Raw genomic sequence first — 22,374 nt, 5'->3', positions numbered from 1 at the left:
AAGTTATCCGTCGTCATCATTTCGCCTTCGACAAATGAAAAATGGCGTGGCACAGTAGTAAGGTTACAACCATGGAACATCCGGCATTTACCTGCCGGATGCAAGCAAAAGGAAGGGACTGCCAATGACCATTGAGGCTCATCTTGCAACGCTTGAGAAAAAACATGGCGCACTGGAGCAGGAGCTTCATGCAGCAATGAACCAGCCGTCCACCGAGGACGAAATGATCAGCGACATCAAGCGAAGGAAGCTGCGCATCAAGGACGAAATCGAAAGGATTCGTTCCTCGACTCACTGATTGTAAGCGGTATTTCCCAGTAACAACGGGAGGCGTCCTCTCGTAGGAGACGGCGCGACAAGGTTCACAACCAATCCCCCTCAACGGAAGATACGGATCGCTCGACCGGGTTTGAGACCCGGTCGATTTGTGTCAGCCAACGGTTACGCTCACGCCCAGAACTGATCGAGCCAAAGGTTCAGCCTGTCGAACCCCGGGCGGTTGATGGTGTAGATGCGGCGAGTGCCATTGGCCTCGACCGAAACCAGATCGCAATCCAGAAGCGCCTTCAGGTGCTGCGATACCGCCGGGCGGCTGATCGGCAATCCCACGGCCAGTTCGTTGACCGTCTTCGGCGCGCGTCGCAACTCCTCCAGCAGGTATCGCCGGTTGGGATCTGCGATGGCATCGAAGGGGTCCGCAATGGTCATGAACAGAGGTTAGGCGAATTCTTGCGGGGCGGCAAGAAAATTGTGCAATGCGGCATTCGTCTTTTGCTTTGCAACATAACCGATTGCTTTGATGCGATCATGCCCCGGCCAGCAGGCTGTTCAGGCCGTCCCACAACAGCTTCAGACCGGCGATGAAGGCCATGCTATACATGAAGGGGTAGAAGATCTGCGGCTTCATGCGACGAACGATGAAGGCGCCACAGACGGTGGCGACGATCGCCAGCGGAAACAGCGTCGCGGAGATCTTGAGATTGCTCATGTCGAGCTGGCCCAGCGCGAAATAGGGGATGAGCTTGACGGCGTTGAGGATGGCGAAGAAGCGGACGATCGTGCCGGTATATTCGCGTGGATCGAGTTGCAGCGGCAGGGCGTAGATCTGGAAGGGCGGGCCGCCGGCGTGCGCAACGAAGCTGCCATAGCCGGCAAAGGAACCCCAGAGCGCGGCGGGACCGGCCCGCTGCTGCTTGGGCGCGATGGTTATTCCATTGCGCATGCGCCAGACATTGTAGACATAGCGCAGGACGAACAGCACGGTGATGAGGCCGATGATCAGGCGCAGGAAATCGCGCGAGACATAGGCCGATGTTGCCCAGCCGATGAGAATGCCGGCGATCGCGCCGGGCAAGAGCATGACCAGCGTCTTGCGGTCGCCATGTTTGCGCCACATCCAGAGCGATACGAGGTCCATCGCGATCAGGATCGGCAATAGCAGTGCTGCGGCCTGAACCGGCGAGACGGCCATCGACAGGATCGGCACGCCCATCAGCGAGAGGGCTTCGCCCATGCCGCCCTTGCTGAGGCCCACGAGAAGAACCGCCGGGATGGCGACGAGATAGAAGTCCAGGTCGGGAAGCATCGGTGGCGGTTGATCCTTTTGACGTCTCCGTCTATCGGTTTTCCCAAACGAAATCGAGCGCTGGTTTCCGCCGACAGGCGGGTGCAGCCGGAAATGGATGTCATGAGCAAGACAAGTGAACGCTGCCGCCTGGTGCTGATCGCACCTGAGATCGCCGATCCGGCAGAACGCGCCAAGGTGCTTGCCGACGCCTTGAAGGGCGGCGACGTCGCCTCGGTGATCGTGCCGCAATACGGCCTCGATGACAGCGAGTTCCAGAAACACGCCGAGCTTCTGGTGCCGGTCATCCAGGAAGCGGGTGCTGCTGCGCTGATCGATGGCGATACCCGCGTCGCCGGCCGAGCCAAGGCCGATGGCCTGCACATCTCCGGCAATGCCGAGGCGCTCGGCGAGGCGGTCGAGAAGCATACGCCGAAGCTCATCGTCGGCGGCGGCAACGCGGCCGACCGTCATCACGCGCTTGAAATCGGCGAAGTGCGGCCGGATTACGTGTTCTTCGGCAAGATCGATGGCGACATCAAGCCGGATGCACATCCGAAGAACCTGGCGCTGGCCGAATGGTGGGCGTCGATGATCGAGATCCCTTGCATCGTCATGGGCGGCACCGACCCGCAATCGGCGCTGGCGGCTGCCGAGACCGGCGCCGAGTTCGTCGCCCTTCGCCTGGCCGTCTTTGGCGAGCCCGGCCAGGCGCCTTCAGTGGTCGCGGCGGTCAACGCGCTTCTTGACGAAAAAGCGCCACGGTTTGAAGATTAAGACCTATCGATGTTGAACCGCCCGTCGTCAAAGCTCCATTGGGGCGTTGCCCTTCTTGCCGTCGCCGCTGCCGTGGCGATGCCGGCGTTTGCGCAGGAGCAGCCGGTTCCAGCGCAGGAACAACAGGTTCCCGCGCAGAAAACGCCTGTACCGACGCTGGAGCAGGGCGCCAGCCCGGAGGACGGCGGCGCTGCCAAGCGTGGCCGCATTACTCCGTTCAATGGTGCGGCGATGCCGGGAGAAGGCACGCCGGCGGGCAAGCCGGCCGGTGCGGCGGACAAGAAGAAGGCCGCGGACGGCACGGTGCCCTCGCAGGGCGTCACCGTCTTTGACCGCATGGGCGCTCAATTGCCGGCTCTGCCTGCGGAAAAGCCCTTCGCCGGCAAGGTGGACGAGGCCTATGGCGCCTTTCAGCGTGGCTATTATCTGACCGCGATGGATCTCGCCCTGCCGCGCGCGCAGCTCGGCGATCCCGCGGCCCAGACGCTTGTCGCCGAAATCCTGCAGCAGGGGCTTGGGGTCGTGCGCAACGCCAAGCAGGCGGCATTCTGGTATGGGCAGGCGGCCGAAAACGGCGACCCGGCTGCCATGTTCAAATATGCCCTGATCCTGATGGAAGGACGCTACGTCAAGCGCGACCGCGCCAAGTCGGAAGAGCTGATGAAGAAGGCGGCCGACCTCGGCAATGCATCGGCCCAGTTCAATTACGGCCAGACGCTGGTCGCCGACAGTCCGGGCCCGAAGGGTCTGAAGGCAGCCATGCCCTACTACGAAAAATCGGCCGAGCAGGGGATCGCCGACGCGCAATACGCGCTGTCGCAGATCTATGTGAACGTCGACGGTATCGACGAGGGCAAGCGGGCACGGGCAAGGGAATGGCTGCTGCGCGCCGCCCATGCCGGCTACGACACCGCTCAGCTCGACATCGCCATCTGGATGATCGAAGGCATTGCCGGCGACCGCAACCTGGAAGACGGCTTCGGCTGGATGAAGCGGGCGGCCGAAGGCGGCAACGTCGTGGCGCAGAACCGGCTGTCGCATCTCTACGTCAACGCCATCGGCACCCGGCCCAACCCGGTCGAGGCGGCCAAGTGGTATGTGCTGTCGCGCCGCGCCGGGCTCAAGGACGATGCGCTGGAGGATTTCTACCTCGGCCTCAACGAGCAGCAGCAGAAGGCAGCGCTCAGTGCCGCCAACAAGTTCCGTTCGACCTGACCGGTATTTCAGTCGCCTGAATCTTGGCCGTTCGCGGGGTTCAGGCGCTATTTCTCTTGAACTTCCGGGGTTTTTGTGGTCTTGAAGCCCCGATTTCAGCCCCTGGCGCCCCGGTTTTCCGGCCCGCCCCGGGCGGAGTGATCTTCACTCGGTTTTTTGACGATGGAACATCATCACAGGCCTTGCCCGACCGGCAGGTGCCTCCCCATGTTCCGTCACCCAGGTTCAATGTCCGATCGGGAAGGCTCGATCGGCCTTCGCTTCACAAGGATCGCCAGATGGCCCGCTCAGCTCTTCTCAATGTCATGGTTCAGGCCGCCTTCAAGGCTGGCAAGTCGCTGGCACGCGATTTCGGTGAAGTTCAGAACCTGCAGGTCTCGCTCAAGGGGCCGAGCGACTACGTGTCCCAGGCCGACCGCAAGGCTGAAAAGCTGATCCGCGAAGAGCTGCTGAAGGCGCGGCCGACCTACGGTTTCCTCGGTGAGGAAGGCGAAGAGATCATCGGTACCGATGGCGCCCACCGCTGGATCGTAGACCCCCTCGACGGCACCACCAACTTCCTGCACGGCATTCCGCATTTTGCGGTCTCGATCGCGCTCGAGCGCCAGGGCGAGATCGTCGGCGCCGTCGTCTTCAACCCGGCAACCGACGAGCTCTACACCGCCGAGCGTGGCGGTGGCGCCTTCCTCAACGACCGTCGCCTGCGCGTGGCGGCCCGCAAGGCGCTCTCGGACGCGGTGATCGCCACCGGCACGCCGCATCTCGGCCGCGGCAACCACGGCAAGTACCTGATCGAACTGCGCCACGTGATGGGCGAAGTCGCCGGCATCCGCCGCATGGGTTCGGCCTCGCTCGATCTCGCCTATGTGGCGGCCGGTCGTTTCGACGGCTACTGGGAGCGCGACCTTGCGGCCTGGGACATCGCGGCCGGCGTGCTTCTGATCCGCGAAGCGGGTGGCTGGACGACGGATATCAACGGCGGCGCCAAGCCGGTCGACGATGGTTCGATCATCTGCGGCAACGAATACATCACCAAGGCGCTGCGCGACGTCGTTCATCGTCCGGTCCCGGCGAAGTAATCGGCGGTTCGAACGCGATCCGGATATCAAGCCTCCGGCGCCCGGTGCGTCGGAGGCTTTTGTTTTTCCTTCAATTCGGCACAAAGTTCGCCTACAGCGCGACACCTCGCAAGGGATGCGCTGTGGATGGTCCGGCGCACCGAAGCCACGGCACAACTTTCTCCTTAAATCGATTCCGATTTGAGGAATTATGCAGTAGGCTCCGACGCGTCGCGGCACCGTTCCGCCATTTGCAACCGGGAGAATGGTATACCCATGACGAAACTGCATCTGTCCGGGTGGGACGGTCGGGAAGGCGTGGACGCAGATTACAACCCGCATAAGCTTTCGAGCCCCATGCATTTCTTCTGGACCATGGTGATCTTCCTGATCATCGTCGGTTTCGTCGGCGCGATCCTCTTTCGGCAGGCGCACAATGCTTTCCTTGCCAATCCGGGCCTCAACGGCCTGATCCTCGGGGTGCTGCTGATCGGCATCCTCCTGGCGTTCAACCATGTGCTCGGACTTCGTCCCGAAGTGCGCTGGTTCAACTCCTTCCGTGCTGCCGGCAGCGCCGACAAGGTCGGGCGCGATCCGGTGCTTTTGGCGCCGATGCGCGCGCTGATCGGCGGTCGCCAGACGGCGATCTCGACGACGGCGCTTCGCTCGATCCTGGACTCGATCGCTACGCGGCTCGATGAATCGCGTGACACCACACGCTATCTCACCGGCCTGCTGGTCTTCCTCGGCCTGCTTGGCACCTTCTGGGGCCTGCTCGGCACCATCGGCTCGATCAATACCGTCATCCAGTCGCTGGATGCCGGGTCCGGCAGCACCGAGGACGTGCTCGGCGCTCTGAAGACGGGGCTGTCGGCGCCGCTGACCGGCATGGGCACGGCGTTTTCGACCTCGCTCTTCGGCCTTGCCGGCTCGCTGATCCTGGGCTTCCTCGACCTGCAGGCGGGCCGGGCGCAGAACCGCTTCTACACCGAGCTTGAGAACTGGCTGTCCTCCGTGACCGACGTCGGTTCGGAACTGTCGGTGGACGGTGGCCTGCCGACTGGCGCTCCCGTCGAGGAGCTGAAGCGACTGACCGACCAGCTCGTCCGCCTCAACCACGAGGGCGGATCCAACCAGCGCACGACCGCGGCAATGGCGAGCCTTGCCGAGGGCATTCAGGGCCTGGTCAAGAACATGCGAGGCGAGCAGCAGATGCTGCGCGACTGGATCGAGGCGCAGCAGGAAGAGGCCAAGGCCATGCGCAAGACGCTGGACAAGCTGACCACGCGCATCGGTCACTCCGAGCGTATCGCCGTCAACGGTGAAAAGTCCGGATCGCAGGCCAAGCTCAGCCATGCGGACGACACCGGAGGGGAATGATCCATGGCGCTTGCCCGTAAAGGCCGCACACAGCGCACGATCGATTACTGGCCCGGCTTCGTCGACGCGCTGTCGACGCTGCTCCTGTCGATCATGTTCCTGCTCAGCGTCTTCGTGCTGGCGCAATTCCTGCTCAGCCGCGAGATCAGTGGCAAGGACGAGGTGCTGACGCGGCTGAACAGCCAGATCAACGAGCTGACGCAACTGCTTGCACTTGAAAAGAGCGGCAAGCAGGATCTTGAGGATTCGCTCGCCAACCTGCAGGCGTCCCTCTCCCAGTCCGAAGGCGAACGATCCCGCCTCCAGGCCTTGCTCGACAAGGGCGCCGGCAGCGCCGATGCCGCCAGCGAGAAGCTCGGACGCGTCGGTGCCGAGCTCGACGCCGAGCGCCAGACCAGCGCGCGGGCCATGAGCCAGATCGAGCTTCTCAACCAGCAGATCGCTGCGTTGCGCAGCCAGATCGCGGCGATCGAAGAGGCCCTGCAGGCCTCCGAAGCCAAGGACGCGTCCTCGCAGACCAAGATCGCCGATCTCGGCCGCCGGCTGAACGTCGCGCTGGCGCAGCGGGTTCAGGAGCTGAACCGCTATCGATCCGATTTTTTCGGGCGGTTGCGTGAAATCCTGTCCGATCGCGAAAACATTCGCATCGTCGGCGACCGCTTCGTCTTCCAGTCCGAGGTGCTGTTCCCCTCTGGCGGCAACGAACTCAATCCCGAAGGCCAGGTCGAAATGGCCAAGCTCGCCACGGCGCTGCTCGATCTCGCCAAGGAAATCCCGGCCGAGATCAATTGGGTGCTGCGCGTCGACGGGCACACGGACAACGTCCAGCTTTCCGGCACCGGCCGATATGCCGACAACTGGGAGCTCTCGTCAGCGCGTGCCACATCCGTCGTCAAGTTCCTGATCTCGAAGGGCGTGCCGGCCGACCGGCTGGTTGCAGCCGGTTTCGGCGAGTATCAGCCAATCGCTTCGGGGGACAGCGTCGAGGCGCGATCGCAGAACCGCCGCATCGAGCTGAAGCTGACCGAGAAATAGGGTCGGCAGGCGACGCCGAGCCGGCGCGCCATTGCACTTGAATTGACCTTGACGTGCGCGTAACACTTGGCGCCGAGGGATGTGCGAAGCCTGCGTCCTCGTGGATGCCGGAGAGGGCTGGTGTCCCCGAGGATCAACGCGCGGGCTCGCATCTCCTGAGGATGCGGGGAGGCACCTTGGATGGATTGTGACGTACTGGTGGTCGGTGCCGGGCTTGCCGGACTTGTGGCGGCATCCGAGGCGGCGGCTCTTGGTCGCAAGGTGATCGTTCTCGATCAGGAGGGGGAGCCGAACCTCGGAGGCCAGGCCTTCTGGTCACTTGGCGGCCTGTTCTTCGTCGATAGTCCCGAGCAGCGCCGCATGGGTATCAGGGACAGCCGGGAACTTGCTCGCCAGGACTGGATGGGGTCGTCTCAGTTCGACCGCCCGGAGGATCACTGGCCGCGTTTGTGGGCAGATGCCTATCTCGATTTCGCTGCCGGTGAAAAGCGCAGCTGGCTGCATTCGCTCGGCATGCGCTGGTTCCCTGTCGTGGGCTGGGCCGAGCGCGGCGGCGGCCTTGCGCATGGACACGGCAATTCGGTACCGCGCTTCCACGTGACCTGGGGCACCGGCCCCGCCGTCATCGAGCCGTTCGTGCGGTTGACGCGGGAGGCGGAAAGTCGCGGTCTGGTCCGTTTTCGCTTCCGCCATCGGGTCGACGAACTGGTGGTGACGGATGGCGCGGTCACCGGTGCACGCGGGGCCGTGCTGAAAGCCGATCCGGTCGGCCGGGGCGTACGCAGCACGCGTGACGTGGACGGTGATTTCGAGATATCGGCGGGCGCTGTCATCGTCACGTCTGGCGGCATCGGCGGCAACCATGAGCTGGTGCGGCGCAACTGGCCGCGCAAGCGGCTCGGCCAACCGCCGGCGACGATGGTCTGTGGCGTGCCGCACCATGTCGACGGCCGCATGCTGGAAATCGCCGGCCGCGCCCGCGGCGCGGTGATAAACGCCGATCGCATGTGGCACTATACCGAGGGGCTTCGGAATTTCGACCCGATCTGGCCGGACCATGGCATTCGCATCCTGCCGGGCCCGTCGTCGTTCTGGTGCGATGCCGACGGCAACCGTTTTTCGGCGCCGGCCATGCCCGGCTTCGACACGCTCGGCACGCTCAAGGCCATCCGCGACAGCGGCCACGACTACAGCTGGTTCATCCTGACGCGGGCGATCATCAAGAAGGAGTTCGCGCTCTCCGGTTCAGAGCAGAACCCGGATCTGACCGGCAAGAACATCTCGCTCCTGCTCAAGCGGCTGGGCAAGAACCCGCCCGGACCTGTTCAGGCGTTCATGGACAAGGGAGAGGACTTCCTGGTGCGCGACCGGCTCGACGATCTCGTGCCGGCGATGAATGCTCTGACCGGCGAGAACCGGCTTTCGCTCGATCACCTGCGCGACCAGATCGAGGCGCGCGACCGCGAGATCGCCAACCCGTTCTCCAAGGATGCGCAGGTCACGGCAATCCGCGGGGCGCGATCCTACCGCGGAGACCGGCTGCTGCGCACGGCCAAGCCGCACCGCCTGCTCGATCCCAAGGCCGGACCGCTGATTGCCGTGCGTCTGCACATCCTGACACGCAAGACGCTGGGCGGGCTGCAGACCAACCTGTCGGGCCAGGTGCTGGAACAATCGGGCGAACCGGTGCCGGGGCTTTATGCTGCGGGGGAAGTGGCCGGCTTCGGCGGCGGCGGCATGCACGGCTACAATGCGCTGGAAGGCACGTTTCTCGGCGGCTGCATCTATTCCGGCCGGGTGGCCGGGCGGGGTGCCGGGGGGACGGTTTGAGGGGAGCCGCCCGAGCATTGTTGCCCGGTGGCGTGGCCCCTCGCCCTAACCCTCTCCCCGCGGGCGGGGAGAGGGGACGAATGTCACAGCCGGCCCGACACTTGTCGTAGCCAGGATCTCCAGGGCGAGTGCGAAGCGATTTTTGGTCGGGACCGCCAAGGGTGCACAGCGTGTCTTTGGCATCGTGCCGGATGCGAACGCTAGAGCGCTGTGCGTTCAGACATTCGCACGAAGGATGCTGAAGAGCTTGGCGAGACGTCGCTCCGGTTCCCTTCTCCCCGCCGAGCGGGGAGAAGGTGGCGGCAGCCGGATGAGGGGCCGATCCGCCGATCCGGTCCTATAACCGCGATCAATCCATCTGGATGTTGGCGTCGCGAACGACAGGCGTCCATTTCGCCAGTTCCGCCTTCACGTGGGCGCCGAGTTCCGCGGGTGTCGAGCCGACGATGGTGGCGCTGAACTCCTTCATGCGCTCGACCACGGCCGGGTCGGCAAGCGCCTTGTTGGCGGCCTCGTTGAGGCGGGCGACAACCGGCTCGGGCGTGTTGGCCGGGGCAAACAGCGCGTTCCAGGTGTAGGTTTCATAGCCCGGAATACCGGCCTCGGCGACGGTTGGAACATCCGGGAAGGACGGCGCGCGTTCGGCCGTCGTCACCGCCAGCGCCCGCAAGGTGCCGGCCTTGATGTGGCCGGAGGAGGACGGCAGGTTGTCGAACATGATCGGGACCTGATTGCCGATGACGTCGTTCAGCGCCGGGCCGGCCCCCTTGTAGGGGATATGCTGCATGTTGACGCCGGCCATCTTCTTGAAGAGTTCGCCGGACAGATGCAGCGGCGTGCCGTTGCCCGACGAGGCATAGGCATATTCGTCGGGCTTGGCCTTCAGGAGCGCCAGCAGTTCCTCGACCGTCTTGGCCGGTAGCGCCGGGTTGACCACCAGAACGTTCGGCACGACGACCAGAAGCGAGATCGGCGCGAAATCCTTCTCCGGGTCATAGGGCTTGGTCTTGAGGATCAGCGGGTTGAGGGCGTGGGTCGCGACCGTGCCCATCAGGATCGTGTAGCCATCCGGGTCGGCGCGCGCGACATTGTCGGCACCGAGGTTGCCACCGGCGCCGGCGACGTTCTGGACGATGACCTGCTGGCCGAGATCCTCCGACATCTTCTGCGCGACGATGCGCGCCACCACGTCGGTCGAGCCGCCGGCGGCAAAGGGAACGACGAGGGTGACGGCGCGATCCGGAAAGCCCTGGGCGTTTGCCTGGATACCGGAGCCGAAGATGGTGAGTGCGGTGAAGCCGAGCGCAATTGCTGCGCGTCGGGTCAAGTTCGAAAACGTCATCAATGTTCCTCCCTGAACAGTCCACGTCTGTCGTGGCGGCCGAAAAAAGCCGGCACCTATAGAATAGGGTCCGGCTTTTGAGCTGCAATGGCATGCGGGGCACGCCGGCATGCGACTATCGTCGTGTTTGTATTACTTGACCGTCTTCAGGAACAGTTCCTCGGCGCCGTGGTTGAACTGCAGCCGGGCGAGCTTGGCATAGAGCCCGTCCTTGCGGATCAGCGACGCATGGGTGCCCTCTTCGACGATGCGGCCATGTTCCATGACGAGGATGCGATCGGCCTTCAGTACGGTTGCGAGCCGGTGGGCGATGACAAGGGTGGTGCGCTCGTGCAGCAGGCCTTCGAGTGCCTTTTGCACCAGGGTTTCGCTTTCGGCGTCGAGCGCCGAGGTGGCTTCGTCGAGCAGCAGGATCGGCGCGTTGCGCAGGATGGCGCGTGCAATCGCGATGCGCTGGCGCTGGCCACCGGAAAGCGTGATGCCGCGCTCGCCGACCAGCGTGTCGTAGCCGTTTTCCATCCGGCCGATGAACTCGTCGGCCTGGGCGGCGATGGCCGCGGCGCGCACCGCCTCGCGGCTCGCACTGGGCAGGCCGAAGGCGATGTTGTCGTGAACGGAGGAGGCGAAGATGGTGACGTCCTGTGGCACGATCGCCAGGCGGTCGCGCAGTTCCTTGGGGTCGGCGCTGCGGATATCGACGCCATCGACGGTGACGGTGCCCTTCGTCGGATCGTAGAACCGTAGCAGCATCGAAAAGACCGTGCTCTTGCCGGCGCCCGACGGGCCGACGATGGCGACGGTTTCGCCTGGTTTGACCGTCAGGCTCAGGCCGTTGAGGCTCTTGTAATCGGGGCGTGCGGGATAGGCGAAATAGACATTGTCGAAGCTGATGGCGCCGAGCGCCGGCTGCGGCATGGCAACAGGGTTTTCCGGCGCCTTGATGTCGGGAACCTCACTCAACAGTTCGTTCAACCGCTCGGCGGCGCCGGCTGCCTGCGAGAGTTCGCCCCACACTTCGGACAGCGAGCCGAGGCTGCCCGCGGCAAAGACCGAATAGAGCAGGAACTGGCTGAGCGTTCCGGCCGACAGATTGCCCGCGAGCACGTCGCGTGCGCCGAACCAGAGCACTGCGACGACGCTGCCGAACACCATGGTGATGGCGAAGGCCGTCAGCATGGAGCGCGCCTTGATCGCCGAGCGGGCCGCGCCGAAGGCGTCCTCGACGGCCGAGCCGAAGCGATTGTTGGCGATGTCCTCGCTGTTGAAGGCCTGGACCGTGCGCGAGGCGGCAATCGCCTCGCCGGCATAGGCCGAGGCCGTCGCCAGCGTGTCCTGCGCCTGGCGCGAGCGGCGGCGTACCGAGCGGCCGAAGCCGACCAGCGGGAAGACGATGACCGGGATGGCGGCCAGCACCAGGCTCGACAGCTTCGGGCTGGTATAGACCATCATGCCGATGGCGCCGAGACACAGGATCAGGTTGCGCAGCGCGACGGAAGCCGTGGCGCCGACGGCGGATTTGAGCTGCGTCGTGTCTGCCGTCAGGCGCGAGACGATCTCGCCCGACTGGTTGACGTCGAAGAACGAGGCGGAGAGGCGGGTGACGTGCCTGAAGACATTGCGCCTGAGATCGGCGACGATGCGCTCGCCAAGGGTGATGACGAAGTAGTAGCGCGCCGCGCTTGCCAGGGCGAGGATGATGGCAAGCATCATCAGCATCGCGAAGTAGGTATTGATGAAACCGCTGTCGGAATTGGAAAAGCCGTTGTCGACCATGCGCCTGACGGCAAGCGGCAGTGTCAGGGTGGTCACCGCGGCAACGACGAGCGAAATCCCGGCGCCGATGACCAGATAGCGATAGCGCTTGAGGTAGGGTATCAGCGTGGCGAGAGGGCGAATGGATTTGCGCGCTGGCGACTGGTTTTCTCGTTCGGACACATGACCCCCGTTCGCCAATCACGGAGGGGGCGGGTTTGCCCATGAGTCTTCCGCGCGGCACTTGTTATCCCGCAGACCTTCATGTATAGGCACGGCATCGAATTGGGAAGCCGTGGCCCATCTGGCGGTCTGCGGCTTCATTTACGTGTTCGGTCTCGAAGTCGCAATGCCTTGCGACAATTGGACCCTGGAACTCTAGGAAGATCATTATGAAGGCAGATATCCATCCCGACTATCACCTGATCAAGGTGGTCATGACTGACGGCACCGAGTACGAAACCCGCTCGACCTGGGGTTCTGAAGGCGCCACCATGAACCTGGAAATCGACCCGAAGTCGCACCCGGCCTGGACCGGCGGCAACCAGCAGCTCATGGACCGCGGCGGCCGCGTCTCCAAGTTCAAGAAGCGTTTCGAAGGCCTCGGCCTCTAATCGCACGCTCTCTTGGCGCGTTTTCGAAGCCCGGCTCTGCCGGGCTTTTTGTTGTTCTGCGTTTATTTGTCGCCCCATGGACCTCCTGTCGCCGGGCGAAGGTGGGTCGCCGAAACGGCGCATGAAAAAACCCGGCTTGAGGGCCGGGTCCGTTTCGCTGGCAGAGGACTGCCGAATACTCTTGAAAATCAGTTGGTGCCGAAGGCCGTCTGGAGCAGCTTGATCTGAGCCTTGACGCCGTTCTGGTTGTCCGGAACGAAGGTCGAGGCTTCCTGCGGGCGGTAGATCTCGCGGTCGAGCAGGGCGACGCGGTTCTGCAGGCGCAGCGAACGCTCGATCAGATCGCGGAAGGCTTCCGGCAGTTCGTTCCAGCCCGGTGCGGCGCGGTCGACGTTGAAGCTGTCGAGGCGAACCTTGCTCTTTTCCGAAAGCACCTGGTCGCGGCTCATCTCGCCGTTGTTGACGGCGCGCTGCAGCAGGAGCCAGGATGCCATCTGCATCAGGCGCGTGGTCAGGCGCATGGATTCCGCTGCGTAGAGCACCGACGCCATGCGCGGCAGGACCTTGGATGCCAGCCGTCCCGGGCCGTCGAGATAGCTCGCCGTTTCTTCGACCAGACCCATGCCTTCCGAATAGAGCGCCTTGAATTGCGCCGACGCCGCCGCGTGGCCCGCGAAACTGACGGTATTCAATCCTCGTTCGGACATGACCTGTTTTCCCTGGTTCAAACGCATCACGACAGTCGGGTAACGGGCGGCTTTGGGAAAAGTTTCCTTGCCGGCCTCTATGGCTGAAGAATGATGCCATAGCGCATTTCGCGCAAGAGCATTCTTAAGAAAGGGTTAATCTCCACAATTCTTTGCAGCACCCTATGACAAAACAAAAAAAGAGCCGCGGAAAGCGGCTCTCAAGGTAAAACAGGGAGAAAAATCAGACCCATTCGCCAGTCGGAGAAATTGTCTGAGTCCGGAAAGCTCCGGATAGGAAGACTATCGCGGAAAATGCTTAATATACCGTTAAGAAAGCGTCGTTTCGGTCCGGATGTCCTTGTGCCGCTGTCAGCGAAACAGGCTTTCGGCGGCCGATCGGCTTGCGGATTTGCGCTCACGCTCCGCCTCGAGTCGGGCGATTTCCTCGTTCAAAAGAGCAATGCGCTGGCTGAGTTCGTCGACCGACAACAGGGACAGGTCGCTGCCGATCTCGTGCGCAAGTTTCTTCTTTGGCTGGTCTTCGTCAAACAGGCCCATTCGGCTTTTCCTCCTGTTCCGGGTCGATATCGCCGCCTTCGTCATGTGTTTCGTCGAAAGGCGCTGCGCGCGGCGACAGCTGCAGGCTCTCCGGTGTCATGGTCGTGCCGGCATTGATCGGCGAGAACGCATCGCGCTCGGCGACGGGAACCGGTGCACGCATGCGACTGCGGATGATGGCGTAGGCGGTGATGAGAATATGGGCGCAGGCGGTGATCATGAACAGGCCATAGGGGCCGGTTGCGGTCATGACCGGGCCGCCGATGGTCGGGCCGATGATGGTGCCGATACCATAGAGCAGCAGCAAGCCACCGGAAACCTTGACGAAATCCTCGGCGGTCGCGAAATCGTTGGCATGCGAAACGGCGATCGGGTAGAGCGCGTTGGCCGCGGCGCCATAGATCGCGATCAGCGTCAGCACGATCCAGACCTGGGTCGGTTCGACCAGGAAGATCAGGAGCCCCGCAAGTGCGCCGACGGCGGCGAGGGCTGCTAGCACGTAGCGCCGGTCGATGCGGTCGGAGAGGCGTCCGGCGGGCAACTGCATGACGGCGCCGGCAAAGATCGCCACGCTCATCATCGCCGCCACGGTGCTGTCGGAGAGACCTGCCTGGCGGCCGAAAACGGCACCGAGCGTGCCGAAGGCACCGTTGGCGATACCGACGAGCAGGATGCCGAGGAACGAGACCGGGGAATTGCGATAGAGCCCGCGCAGGTCGAGCTGGACCTGTTTCAGCGGTTGCGGCGTTGCGGCTTTCGACAACAGCGTCGGCAGCATCGCGACACAATAGAGAATGCCGCAGATCATGAAGAGGGTACTGGTCGAGGTATCGCCGAACGGGATCATCATCTGGCCGCCGACGACGCCGAAGAGCGTGATGGCGATGTAGAGGGAAAAGATGACGCCGCGGCTCTCATTGGTGGCGCGCTCGTTGAGCCAGCTTTCGATGATCATCGATGTGCCGGCGGTGGCGAAGCCGGTGAGCGCCCGCAGGATCAGCCACCAGGTGGGGTCGATCAGGATGCCGGTGGTCAGCGCGACGATGGCAATCAGCGACGAAAAGACGCTGAAGGCGCGCACATGGCCGATGCGCTTGACCACGTTCGGGGCGAAGAAGCAGCCAAGCACGAAGCCCGCAGCCCAGGACGTGCCGATCAGGCCGAGGATGGTGGTGGGGTAGCCTTCGGCGGTGCCCCTGACCGGCAGAAGCAGGCCCTGCAGGCCGTTGCCCAGGAAGAGAAACAGCGTGCCCAGCAGGAGAGAGGCGACGGGAAGCAGGTTTTTTCTCATCATCCATCCGAAATCGTTCTGCCGTCAGCAAGTTAGGGCGGCATGCCCCGAATTGCCAGCCGGATTCTGTCCGGCCGGTCATTGCAAATCGGTGACGGAAACAATAGCCCTCTAACGCATCATCCCGTAATTCGGAATCGAATTTCGGGTTGACGCGGTTGCAGGCCGAAGCGGTAGGCGCCGTTCCATGCGACGACAAGGTGACGGCGGCGTGACACTGGCGCCGGGTTTGGGAATAAATCCCGGGATAGGCTGGATATGTCGAAGGCGCTGGCGATCATTCTGCTTCTGGCGATGGCCATCCAGCTGGTCTGGCCGATCGGCCTGCCGGGGCTCAGGCAACGGCGCGACTTCTGGAAGATCGCCGTCTTTGCGATCGTCATGATGATGATCACGGTGCTCATTCGACCCTAATCGGCCCAATCTGTCGTTGTGTGCGCCTCGGTTGTACCTTTGGAAACTGCACCATCGGATCTACTCTGCTATCCCGTTACTCGATCAATAGTAGTAGCTGGAAAAGTGCGCAGGACAGATGATGAAGAACGCGCTAGATTGTCCGCTTCATCAAGGAGATGAATTCGGGGGTTACTTGGAACGCCGCCTTGCCGCCATCCTCGCTGCCGATGTCGTGGGCTACAGTCGTCTCATAGGCGCTGACGAAACCGGTACGCTGGCCGCCATGAAGCGGCACAAGAACGAGCTGGTGGACCCGAAGGTCAGCCGGCACAAGGGCCGGATCGTCAAGCTGACCGGCGACGGCATCCTGGTGGAGTTCGCCAGTGTCGTGCACGCGGTCGCCTGCGCCGTCGATATCCAGCGCGGCATGCTGATCCGCAACGAGGACGTGCCGCAGCTGAAGCGCATCGAGCTGCGCATCGGCGTGCATCTGGGCGACGTGATCGTCGAGGATGGCGACATTTTCGGCGATGGCGTCAACGTCGCGGCCCGTCTCGAGGGGCTGGCCGAACCCTCCGGCATCGCCGTCTCCGCCTCCGTGCGCGACCATGTCGGCTCGCGGCTCGATGTCGGCTTCGTCGACAAGGGTCAGCACGCGCTGAAGAACATTGCAGCCGGCGTGCACGTCTATTCCGTGGCGCTCGGGGCGCCGACCAAGATCGCCAAGGTGGCGAACGGCACGCATCCGGTGACAGTGGACGACGGCTACGGCCTGTCGGTGGCGGTCTTGCCCTTCACCAACATGAGCCACGATCCGGAACAGGAGTATTTCTCCGACGGGATCACCGAGGACATCATCACCGATCTTTCGAAGATCTCGCAGCTGCATGTCGTCGCTCGCAACACGGTCTTTACCTACAAGGGCCGGTCGGTCCGGGTGAAGACGGCGGCGCAGGAGCTCGGCGTTCGCTTCATACTCGAGGGCAGCGTTCGCAAGGCCGGCGGCCGGGTGCGCATCACCGGGCAGCTCATCGATGCGCTGACTGGCACGCATCTGTGGGCCGACCGCTACGACCGCGACCTGACCGACATCTTTGCCATCCAGGACGAGATTACCCACGCCATCGTCAACCAGCTGCGCATCAAGCTCTTGCCGGAGGAGAAGAAGGCGATCGAGCGCGACCCGACGACGAGCGTCGAGGCCTATACCTATTATCTGCGTGGCCGGCGGTTCTCGCATGCCTGGACCCGCTCCTATCTGCTGCTTGCCCGGCGCATGTTCCAGAAGGCCGTCGAGCTCGACGCGAACTTTGCCCGCGCCTATGCCGGCATCGCCGACTGCGAATCCGCCCTTCGCGACTGGCACGAACACGAGTATCCGCTGGAAAGCATCCTGAACACGACCGCGCGGGCGTTGGCGCTTGATCCGGATCTCGCCGAGGCCCACGCCTCAAGGGGCCTGGTCCTGCATCAGGACGGGCAGAGCGAGGAGGCCGTCGTCGAGTTCGAGCGCGCCCTGGCGCTCGATCCCCAGCTCTACGAGGCCAACTTTCACTATGGCCGCTTTCTCTTCATGCGCGGCGAATTCGAGACGGCGATCGAGTTCTTCAAGCGGGCGGCGGAAATCCGGCCGGACGATTATCTTTCGCCGATCCATCTGATGAGCGCGTACAAGTCGATCGGCCTGGAGACCGAACGCGGACATTGGGCGAAGATCGGCATTTCGCGCGCGGAACGGGCGCTGGAGTCCCACCCTGAAAATTCCGGGCCGGCCCACCGCGGCGCGCTCGCGCTTGCCCATATGGGCGAGGCGGACAGGGCGCGCGAATGGGCGGCCTGTGCGATCGCCATCGATCCCGATGATGTCGTGGCGCGTTACAACACGGCCTGCGTCTACTCGATCCTTGGCGATGTCGACACGGCGCTCGACATGCTGGAGAGCCTGTTGCCACAGAGTTCCTGCTACCAGTTGCTCTGGTTCAAACAGGATTCCGATCTCGATGCCGTCCGCCACCATGTGCGGTTCCAGGCCATGGTCGAGGCCATCGCCCAATGCGAGGCGGTGCGGCACTGATCGCGGCTGCTCCGCGCGCCAGCATCGGCGCGCGGACCATGGGGATCAATGGCCGCGGTGGGTTTGAACCGGTCGCCCCACCTTGCCGCGCGTGCACCACCAGATGCCGGCGCCGGTTGCAAGCAGCAGGCCGGTTGCCGAAAGCACGACGGCGACAAATGCCTTTTCGAAGGCTGCCCTTGCGAGCGCCACCAGGCTTTCGGCCGTCTCGGGCGACAGCTTTTCAGCCAGCAGCAAGGCCTCGTCGAGGCTGTCGCGGGCAATCGGCGATACGCCAGCGCCTTCCGGTAGCACGATGAACGCGGTGTAGACCACGGACATGACGCTGCCGAGAACCGCGATACCGATGGCGCCGCCGAGCTCGAAGGACACTTCCTCGACCGAGGCCGCCATGCCGGCGCGCTCCGGCGGAGCATTGGACATGATGGCGCTGGAGGCGGCCGTCATCGATGCGCCGATGCCAAGGCCAAGAACGACAAGACTGACGATCTGGCCGAGCATGCCGGCTTCGTGCACGGCTAGAAAGGCGCCAAGTCCGGCTGCCGCGGTGATCAGGCCTGTGCGCAGCACGATTTCGGGGCCGAGGCGTGGCAGCATCATGCCGGTGAGCGGCCCGGCGATGAAGGCGGCAAGCGGGATCGGCAGGATGAAGATGCCGGCCTCAAGCGGCGAATAGCCTGAGACAAGCTGCAGTCGCTGCGTGAGCACGAGCTCGACGCCGACGAGGGCCGCCGACGCCACGAGGGCTGCAGCGACGCCCGAGGAAAAGGCCGCGTTGCGGAACAGGCCGAAGTCGATCATCGGGTGGGGGCTGCGTCTCTGCCTGCGCACGAACAGGACGAGGGCAGCAGCGCCGATCGCAGCGGCGGCGACCGCTGCCTCGGCCGAAGGTTCGCGCTTGCTCATCTCCTTGATGGCATAGGCAAGGCCGATCAGGCCGACCATGATCTGAAGTGAGCCGAGCGGGTCCCAGGGATGGTCCTTGTTGCCCTTGCTGTCGGGCAGCACGACAACGCCGAGCAGCAAGGCGACTGCGACGATCGGCACGTTGATGAGAAAGACAGAGCCCCACCAGAAGTACTCGAGCAGGAAGCCGCCGAGCACCGGACCGATGGCCGCGCCGCCCGACGCGATGGCCGCCCAGACGCCGATTGCCAGTGCCCGCTCGCGTTCGTCGGTGAAGGTCAACCGGATGATCGACAGCGTCGCCGGCATCATCAGCGCGGCGCCGACGGCCAGAAGCACGCGGCCGGCAATCAGGACCGACGGGTTGGGCGCATAGGCGGCGATCAGCGAGGCAAGGCCGAACACGGCGAGGCCTGCGATGAAGGGCCGTTTGTGGCCGAGCCTGTCGCCGAGCGTGCCGAGCCCGGGCAGAAGGCCTGCAACGACAAGCGCGTAGGCGTTGACGATCCAGAGTTTTTCCGACGCCGAAGCGCCGAGATCGTGCGTCAGCCGCGGCAGGGCCGTGTAGAGCACGGTCATATCGACGACGATCAGGAACAGCGCGCTCGACACGATGGCCAGAATGAGCCAGCGATTATGCGGGGACATGGTACACCTCTGTGGCCGTCCCGCCCGCGGCGGGACCTATGGCCTTGTTGACATCAGGGCGATTATATAAATACATACGTATGGAATTGAAAGAGGGAATCTGACATGGGGCGACGCCGGACGATCGATCGCGACAAGGTGCTGGACGCGGCGGAGGCGGTGGTCAGCGCCGTGGGTGCAGCCGGCCTGACGATAGACGCGGTCGCCAAGGCGGCGGGCATTACCAAGGGCGGCGTTCAATATTGCTTCGGCAACAAGGATGGCCTGATCGACGCGATGATGGAGCGGTGGTTCAATCATTTCGACAATGCGGTGGCGGCGAAGGTGGGGGATACCTCCGACGCGGCGACCGCCATGCGCGCCCATGCCGAGGTTACCGAGCACCTGAACACGGCGGAAAACGCGCGAACGTCGGGGATGATGGCCGCCCTTCTGCAGCGTGAAGAGCATATGGAGAAGAACCGGATCTGGTATCGAGGGCGGCTCGACAGTCTCGATCTATCGACCGAGGAGGGGCGCCGCGCGCGCATCGCCTTTCTGGCCACCGAAGGCGCGTTCCTGTTGCGCAGTTTTGGCTTCGTCGACATGGACGACACGGAGTGGCGCGACATCTTCAGCGATATCGTCGCTCTGGTGCCGGATGCCTCCTAGGGCGTTTCCGGTTTAGAGGCACACAGAAACTCGCCATGCCTCTGCCTTTCCGCATGTCCTGACGGAAGGACGCTATCGTTGCCTAATGAAGCGTGACAGCCGGAGCGAATATGCCCCTGAGGAACGGGTGAAGGGCCGCGCGCACATAGTCCCTCGGAATCTGATGGCCGCAGTCGAAGAGGCTGAGCGTTGCCGGGAGCCCGGCGTCTGAGAGCGCCTGTGCGAACAATTCGGCCTGGGCAACAGGCGCGCGATCGTCACGCCGTCCATGCAGCAACATCGCCTCACATCGGATCTTATGGGCATGATGGAGAGCCGAGCGAGCAAGAAAAGCGTCGCGCGACAGGCCCGCCTCCTTCTCGATCGCCAGTTGGAGGCCTTGCGGACTGCCTTCAAAAGCCGCCTCGAGATCGTAGACGCCGCTCATCAGCACAACGGCGCGCAGATCGGCAACCTGGGTGGCGACCATTGCCGATGCGACAGCGCCACGACTGTTGCCACAAAGCACGATGCGGCCAGGATCGACATAGGGTTGTTTTCGCAAGAACGACAGGGCGGCCAGGATCGCCTGCTGGGTACCCGGACCGCAGAAATCGGGTGGGCCCTCGGATGCTCCGAAGCCAGGCTGCGAGACCGCAGCTGCCGTGATGTTCAAGCCGGCTGAGAAGCGCAGCAGTGTGCCGTTATCGACGTTTTCCACCGCTCCAAGGCGCTGGCCCGCTTGATTGCCATGGACAAACAGGATTGCTCCGGCGGACGCCGCGGCCGGAGAGCGGGCTTGAAAAAGCTCCACTCTGGCGCCATCGCTTCGGGCGATGAGATGTCGCGTCACTTGCGTCATGGCTACCACCGGCCTTGCCTGGAGGGTGCTCGATCCATCCACTCTAGCCGTTGCAGAAGGCTACGTCAGCTGCCGGTGGCAGCCAACTGGCCAAGATGTCCGGCCAGGTCGACCGCTTTTCCAGCGGCGTTGACCGTCTCGAAATAGTCGTGCCAGCCGGATGCGGCGATGCCGGCAAGAAGAGCGTCCAAGGCGCCTTCGTCCGGAAAGCGCCAGAGGGCGAAGTAGCGATGCGGCGCGGCGTGACGTTTGCTCGGATCAACCGCGCCGAAGGCGATCGGTTCCACCCCGAGGGCAGAGAGCCCGGCCAGGCCGCTGCCGACGGCCTCGAAAAACCGGTTGCGCGCGGCGGCGTCAAGCGCAAGCCAGGCCTCTTTCGGGGTGTAGAGTTCGCTCAGGTAATGGGTCATGTCTTTTCTTTCAGTGGCGATCCAGGGATCGAAGGGCGCGCTTGCAGATCCGCGCGGTTGCCGCGCTTTCGTGGCCGCTTTGCCAGGAGGCGCAGAGTTGGCGCACCCAGTCCGGCCGATCCTTTGCGGCATCGTTCAGCCAATTCCCGACGGAATCCTGGACGTAGCGCGACGGGTCCGCCTTCAGGGGCTCAAGGATGGCAAGCGCCATTTGCGGGTCGCGTTTGAGTGCGACGATATGGCTGCACCAGACACCGCGCGGACGCGTTGCTTCGCTGGCGAACCGGCGCAGCCGGTCGGAGGGCGACGACGTCCAGTCGGCAAGAAGCGCAATCGCCTTGGCAACGTCCTGCGCAAGTTGCGGGCGCACCGCGATCCACGCCCATTCGCGAACGCCGAAATGCGGATCGTCTGCCAAGGGGCGGATTGCGGCGAGGCGGTCTTCCAGCGCAAGTGTCGGATGAGCGCCGATCATGAAGCAAGCCCAGCTTCGAACGGTGTCCGAGCGATGCTGCTGCAAGGTCGCGACGGCGCCGTCTCCGAGCCGCTCGCGGATCAATCCGGCTGATAGCGCCATACGCCTGGAGATGCCGCTGCTGGCTAGGGCGCCGATGGCCGCGAGGGCATCGTCACCGACCTCCGGCACGGCCGCCCGCATCAACGCCTCGAAATCGACGGCAAGGCATTCCGTCAACGTTGCGGCTTCCGTGGTTCCGGCGTTCAGTTGCTGCAGATGTTGCGGGTCGATATCGACGACGCGCCGCGAGACGGCGCTCATTGCGTTGCCTCGCCATCTGCCGTCTCCAGCGCAGCCTTTCGGCCGGCGTCGGTGTTGCGCCAGGCACGATGAAGGAGGGCGCTCAGGGTCTCCCGGTCATTCTCGTCCAAGCCGGCAAATAGCGACGCAATCCAGCGCGTGTGCGTCTCGAACAGCGCGCGCGCCGCATCCTTTCCCTTCGGCGACAGCTCCACCTGCACCTTGCGACGGTCCTCCTTGCTCTGCCTGCGGGCGAGAAAGCCGTCGCGCTCCAGCCCATCCAGCAGGCCGGTAACGGTGGCCCGGGTAACGCCGGCGCGGTCGGCGAGTTCATGCGGCGACAGGCCATCCGGCAGCTGATGCAGCAGGAACAGCAGCACGAACTTTCCTTCGGACAGGTTGTGCGGCGAAAGCCGTGCGGCGCAGTCGCGATCGATGGCGGCGGCAAGTGACAGGACCTCGAAGCAGAGGCGCAGGTTTCCGGTCGAAGGGTCGCCGCGCCGCATGGCTTCATCGATCAGGGCAAGGTGTTTTTGTTCGATCATCATAAGGCGACTTATAATAAGGTGCCTAATTATGAGTCAAC

General features: G+C 63.7%; 23 protein-coding genes. 11 read left to right on the top strand and 12 right to left on the bottom strand.

The genetic code is table 11. From position 1 onward, the window contains the following. The first annotated feature begins 124 nt into the window (after window positions 1–124). On the top strand, window positions 125–298 hold the full coding sequence (locus RTP54_RS26805; protein ID WP_082366862.1) for a YdcH family protein: 174 nt from the start codon (window positions 125–127) through the stop codon (window positions 296–298). Window positions 299–447: 149 nt separating this feature from the next. Here the strand turns inward: RTP54_RS26805 and RTP54_RS26800 are convergent, their stop codons facing one another. Both RTP54_RS26800 and RTP54_RS26795 read right to left on the bottom strand, forming a co-directional pair. Continuing rightward, window positions 448–708 (bottom strand): ArsR/SmtB family transcription factor, encoded by a 261-nt coding sequence (locus tag RTP54_RS26800; RefSeq protein ID WP_112807439.1) that lies wholly within the window; start codon window positions 706–708, stop codon window positions 448–450. Window positions 709–805: 97 nt separating this feature from the next. Next, a complete protein-coding gene (locus RTP54_RS26795) occupies window positions 806–1,585 on the bottom strand; it encodes a sulfite exporter TauE/SafE family protein (RefSeq protein ID WP_312366764.1) in 780 nt (259 codons plus the stop codon). A gap of 102 nt (window positions 1,586–1,687) precedes the next feature. Here RTP54_RS26795 and RTP54_RS26790 point away from each other — a divergent pair, with 102 nt between their 5' ends. From RTP54_RS26790 to RTP54_RS26765, 6 genes are all read left to right on the top strand, one after another. Beyond that, window positions 1,688–2,341, top strand: a complete 654-nt coding sequence (locus tag RTP54_RS26790) for a thiamine phosphate synthase (RefSeq protein ID WP_112807435.1) — start codon at window positions 1,688–1,690, stop codon at window positions 2,339–2,341. 9 nt (window positions 2,342–2,350) lie between these two features. Then, complete coding sequence (locus RTP54_RS26785) at window positions 2,351–3,556, top strand: tetratricopeptide repeat protein (protein WP_312366761.1); 1,206 nt, start codon at window positions 2,351–2,353, stop codon at window positions 3,554–3,556. Window positions 3,557–3,834: 278 nt separating this feature from the next. Then, window positions 3,835–4,635, top strand: a complete 801-nt coding sequence (locus RTP54_RS26780) for an inositol monophosphatase family protein (protein ID WP_112807433.1) — start codon at window positions 3,835–3,837, stop codon at window positions 4,633–4,635. 255 nt (window positions 4,636–4,890) lie between these two features. Next, the gene (locus tag RTP54_RS26775) at window positions 4,891–5,994 is read left to right on the top strand and encodes a MotA/TolQ/ExbB proton channel family protein (RefSeq protein WP_112807431.1); all 1,104 of its coding nucleotides are present in this window, start codon (window positions 4,891–4,893) and stop codon (window positions 5,992–5,994) included. A gap of 3 nt (window positions 5,995–5,997) precedes the next feature. Next, complete coding sequence (locus RTP54_RS26770) at window positions 5,998–7,029, top strand: peptidoglycan -binding protein (protein ID WP_112807429.1); 1,032 nt, start codon at window positions 5,998–6,000, stop codon at window positions 7,027–7,029. A gap of 180 nt (window positions 7,030–7,209) precedes the next feature. Continuing rightward, window positions 7,210–8,859 carry an FAD-binding dehydrogenase gene (locus tag RTP54_RS26765; RefSeq protein ID WP_312366754.1) on the top strand — a complete coding sequence of 550 codons (1,650 nt, stop codon included), beginning with the start codon at window positions 7,210–7,212 and terminating at the stop codon, window positions 8,857–8,859. A 349-nt stretch (window positions 8,860–9,208) separates the two neighbouring features. Here RTP54_RS26765 and RTP54_RS26760 read toward each other — a convergent pair whose 3' ends face one another. Beyond that, a complete protein-coding gene (locus RTP54_RS26760; protein WP_112807426.1) occupies window positions 9,209–10,201 on the bottom strand; it encodes a Bug family tripartite tricarboxylate transporter substrate binding protein in 993 nt (330 codons plus the stop codon). A 132-nt stretch (window positions 10,202–10,333) separates the two neighbouring features. Next, window positions 10,334–12,136, bottom strand: a complete 1,803-nt coding sequence (locus tag RTP54_RS26755; RefSeq protein ID WP_312366752.1) for an ABC transporter ATP-binding protein/permease — start codon at window positions 12,134–12,136, stop codon at window positions 10,334–10,336. Window positions 12,137–12,345: 209 nt separating this feature from the next. On the opposite strand from RTP54_RS26755, the gene rpmE reads away from it, so the two are divergent. Continuing rightward, window positions 12,346–12,567 carry a 50S ribosomal protein L31 gene (gene rpmE, locus RTP54_RS26750; protein ID WP_053249635.1) on the top strand — a complete coding sequence of 74 codons (222 nt, stop codon included), beginning with the start codon at window positions 12,346–12,348 and terminating at the stop codon, window positions 12,565–12,567. A gap of 188 nt (window positions 12,568–12,755) precedes the next feature. Here the strand turns inward: rpmE and RTP54_RS26745 are convergent, their stop codons facing one another. The 3 genes from RTP54_RS26745 to RTP54_RS26735 all read right to left on the bottom strand — a co-directional run bounded on the left by RTP54_RS26745 (window position 12,756) and on the right by RTP54_RS26735 (window position 15,105). Further along, window positions 12,756–13,274 carry a DUF1465 family protein gene (locus tag RTP54_RS26745; RefSeq protein WP_112807670.1) on the bottom strand — a complete coding sequence of 173 codons (519 nt, stop codon included), beginning with the start codon at window positions 13,272–13,274 and terminating at the stop codon, window positions 12,756–12,758. A gap of 351 nt (window positions 13,275–13,625) precedes the next feature. After that, window positions 13,626–13,814, bottom strand: coding sequence for a DUF1192 domain-containing protein (locus RTP54_RS26740; RefSeq protein WP_112807423.1), 189 nt, complete (start codon window positions 13,812–13,814; stop codon window positions 13,626–13,628). Next, complete coding sequence (locus tag RTP54_RS26735; RefSeq protein ID WP_112807668.1) at window positions 13,801–15,105, bottom strand: MFS transporter; 1,305 nt, start codon at window positions 15,103–15,105, stop codon at window positions 13,801–13,803. The genes RTP54_RS26740 and RTP54_RS26735 overlap by 14 nt, the downstream gene beginning before the upstream one ends. A gap of 258 nt (window positions 15,106–15,363) precedes the next feature. On the opposite strand from RTP54_RS26735, the gene RTP54_RS26730 reads away from it, so the two are divergent. Both RTP54_RS26730 and RTP54_RS26725 read left to right on the top strand, forming a co-directional pair. Next, complete coding sequence (locus RTP54_RS26730; protein WP_112807421.1) at window positions 15,364–15,519, top strand: hypothetical protein; 156 nt, start codon at window positions 15,364–15,366, stop codon at window positions 15,517–15,519. 121 nt (window positions 15,520–15,640) lie between these two features. After that, the gene (locus RTP54_RS26725; protein ID WP_112807666.1) at window positions 15,641–17,575 is read left to right on the top strand and encodes a tetratricopeptide repeat protein; all 1,935 of its coding nucleotides are present in this window, start codon (window positions 15,641–15,643) and stop codon (window positions 17,573–17,575) included. A gap of 45 nt (window positions 17,576–17,620) precedes the next feature. Here RTP54_RS26725 and RTP54_RS26720 read toward each other — a convergent pair whose 3' ends face one another. Further along, a complete protein-coding gene (locus RTP54_RS26720; protein ID WP_112807419.1) occupies window positions 17,621–19,129 on the bottom strand; it encodes a DHA2 family efflux MFS transporter permease subunit in 1,509 nt (502 codons plus the stop codon). Between the two features lie 105 nt (window positions 19,130–19,234). Here RTP54_RS26720 and RTP54_RS26715 point away from each other — a divergent pair, with 105 nt between their 5' ends. After that, on the top strand, window positions 19,235–19,780 hold the full coding sequence (locus RTP54_RS26715) for a TetR/AcrR family transcriptional regulator (protein ID WP_312366747.1): 546 nt from the start codon (window positions 19,235–19,237) through the stop codon (window positions 19,778–19,780). Window positions 19,781–19,862: 82 nt separating this feature from the next. Here RTP54_RS26715 and RTP54_RS26710 read toward each other — a convergent pair whose 3' ends face one another. The 4 genes from RTP54_RS26710 to RTP54_RS26695 all read right to left on the bottom strand — a co-directional run bounded on the left by RTP54_RS26710 (window position 19,863) and on the right by RTP54_RS26695 (window position 22,336). Then, entirely contained in the window at window positions 19,863–20,621 is a 759-nt protein-coding gene (locus tag RTP54_RS26710) for an alpha/beta fold hydrolase (RefSeq protein ID WP_312366746.1), read from the bottom strand. Window positions 20,622–20,686: 65 nt separating this feature from the next. Further along, on the bottom strand, window positions 20,687–21,031 hold the full coding sequence (locus tag RTP54_RS26705; RefSeq protein ID WP_312366744.1) for a DUF6616 family protein: 345 nt from the start codon (window positions 21,029–21,031) through the stop codon (window positions 20,687–20,689). Between the two features lie 10 nt (window positions 21,032–21,041). Further along, on the bottom strand, window positions 21,042–21,809 hold the full coding sequence (locus RTP54_RS26700) for a DNA alkylation repair protein (protein ID WP_312366742.1): 768 nt from the start codon (window positions 21,807–21,809) through the stop codon (window positions 21,042–21,044). Then, entirely contained in the window at window positions 21,806–22,336 is a 531-nt protein-coding gene (locus RTP54_RS26695; RefSeq protein ID WP_312366740.1) for a MarR family transcriptional regulator, read from the bottom strand. The genes RTP54_RS26700 and RTP54_RS26695 overlap by 4 nt, the downstream gene beginning before the upstream one ends. Between the last annotated feature and the right edge of the window lie 38 nt (window positions 22,337–22,374).

This window comes from Ensifer sp. (assembly GCF_031989085.1).
Classification (GTDB): Bacteria; Pseudomonadota; Alphaproteobacteria; order Rhizobiales; family Rhizobiaceae; genus Ensifer.
Note: the sequence above shows the minus strand (reverse complement) of the source record. Positions and strands in the feature narration are given on the sequence as shown.

Excerpts from the sequence above, each read along its gene's own strand:
- RTP54_RS26805 (WP_082366862.1), top strand. The coding sequence starts at position 125 with ATGACCATTGAGGCTCATCTTGCAACGCTTGAGAAAAAACATGGCGCA.
- RTP54_RS26800 (WP_112807439.1), bottom strand. The coding sequence starts at position 708 with ATGACCATTGCGGACCCCTTCGATGCCATCGCAGATCCCAACCGGCGA.
- RTP54_RS26795 (WP_312366764.1), bottom strand. The coding sequence starts at position 1,585 with ATGCTTCCCGACCTGGACTTCTATCTCGTCGCCATCCCGGCGGTTCTT.
- RTP54_RS26790 (WP_112807435.1), top strand. The coding sequence starts at position 1,688 with ATGAGCAAGACAAGTGAACGCTGCCGCCTGGTGCTGATCGCACCTGAG.
- RTP54_RS26785 (WP_312366761.1), top strand. The coding sequence starts at position 2,351 with ATGTTGAACCGCCCGTCGTCAAAGCTCCATTGGGGCGTTGCCCTTCTT.
- RTP54_RS26780 (WP_112807433.1), top strand. The coding sequence starts at position 3,835 with ATGGCCCGCTCAGCTCTTCTCAATGTCATGGTTCAGGCCGCCTTCAAG.
- RTP54_RS26775 (WP_112807431.1), top strand. The coding sequence starts at position 4,891 with ATGACGAAACTGCATCTGTCCGGGTGGGACGGTCGGGAAGGCGTGGAC.
- RTP54_RS26770 (WP_112807429.1), top strand. The coding sequence starts at position 5,998 with ATGGCGCTTGCCCGTAAAGGCCGCACACAGCGCACGATCGATTACTGG.
- RTP54_RS26765 (WP_312366754.1), top strand. The coding sequence starts at position 7,210 with ATGGATTGTGACGTACTGGTGGTCGGTGCCGGGCTTGCCGGACTTGTG.
- RTP54_RS26760 (WP_112807426.1), bottom strand. The coding sequence starts at position 10,201 with ATGACGTTTTCGAACTTGACCCGACGCGCAGCAATTGCGCTCGGCTTC.
- rpmE (WP_053249635.1), top strand. The coding sequence starts at position 12,346 with ATGAAGGCAGATATCCATCCCGACTATCACCTGATCAAGGTGGTCATG.
- RTP54_RS26745 (WP_112807670.1), bottom strand. The coding sequence starts at position 13,274 with ATGTCCGAACGAGGATTGAATACCGTCAGTTTCGCGGGCCACGCGGCG.
- RTP54_RS26740 (WP_112807423.1), bottom strand. The coding sequence starts at position 13,814 with ATGGGCCTGTTTGACGAAGACCAGCCAAAGAAGAAACTTGCGCACGAG.
- RTP54_RS26735 (WP_112807668.1), bottom strand. The coding sequence starts at position 15,105 with ATGAGAAAAAACCTGCTTCCCGTCGCCTCTCTCCTGCTGGGCACGCTG.
- RTP54_RS26730 (WP_112807421.1), top strand. The coding sequence starts at position 15,364 with ATGTCGAAGGCGCTGGCGATCATTCTGCTTCTGGCGATGGCCATCCAG.
- RTP54_RS26725 (WP_112807666.1), top strand. The coding sequence starts at position 15,641 with ATGAAGAACGCGCTAGATTGTCCGCTTCATCAAGGAGATGAATTCGGG.
- RTP54_RS26720 (WP_112807419.1), bottom strand. The coding sequence starts at position 19,129 with ATGTCCCCGCATAATCGCTGGCTCATTCTGGCCATCGTGTCGAGCGCG.
- RTP54_RS26715 (WP_312366747.1), top strand. The coding sequence starts at position 19,235 with ATGGGGCGACGCCGGACGATCGATCGCGACAAGGTGCTGGACGCGGCG.
- RTP54_RS26710 (WP_312366746.1), bottom strand. The coding sequence starts at position 20,621 with ATGACGCAAGTGACGCGACATCTCATCGCCCGAAGCGATGGCGCCAGA.
- RTP54_RS26705 (WP_312366744.1), bottom strand. The coding sequence starts at position 21,031 with ATGACCCATTACCTGAGCGAACTCTACACCCCGAAAGAGGCCTGGCTT.
- RTP54_RS26700 (WP_312366742.1), bottom strand. The coding sequence starts at position 21,809 with ATGAGCGCCGTCTCGCGGCGCGTCGTCGATATCGACCCGCAACATCTG.
- RTP54_RS26695 (WP_312366740.1), bottom strand. The coding sequence starts at position 22,336 with ATGATGATCGAACAAAAACACCTTGCCCTGATCGATGAAGCCATGCGG.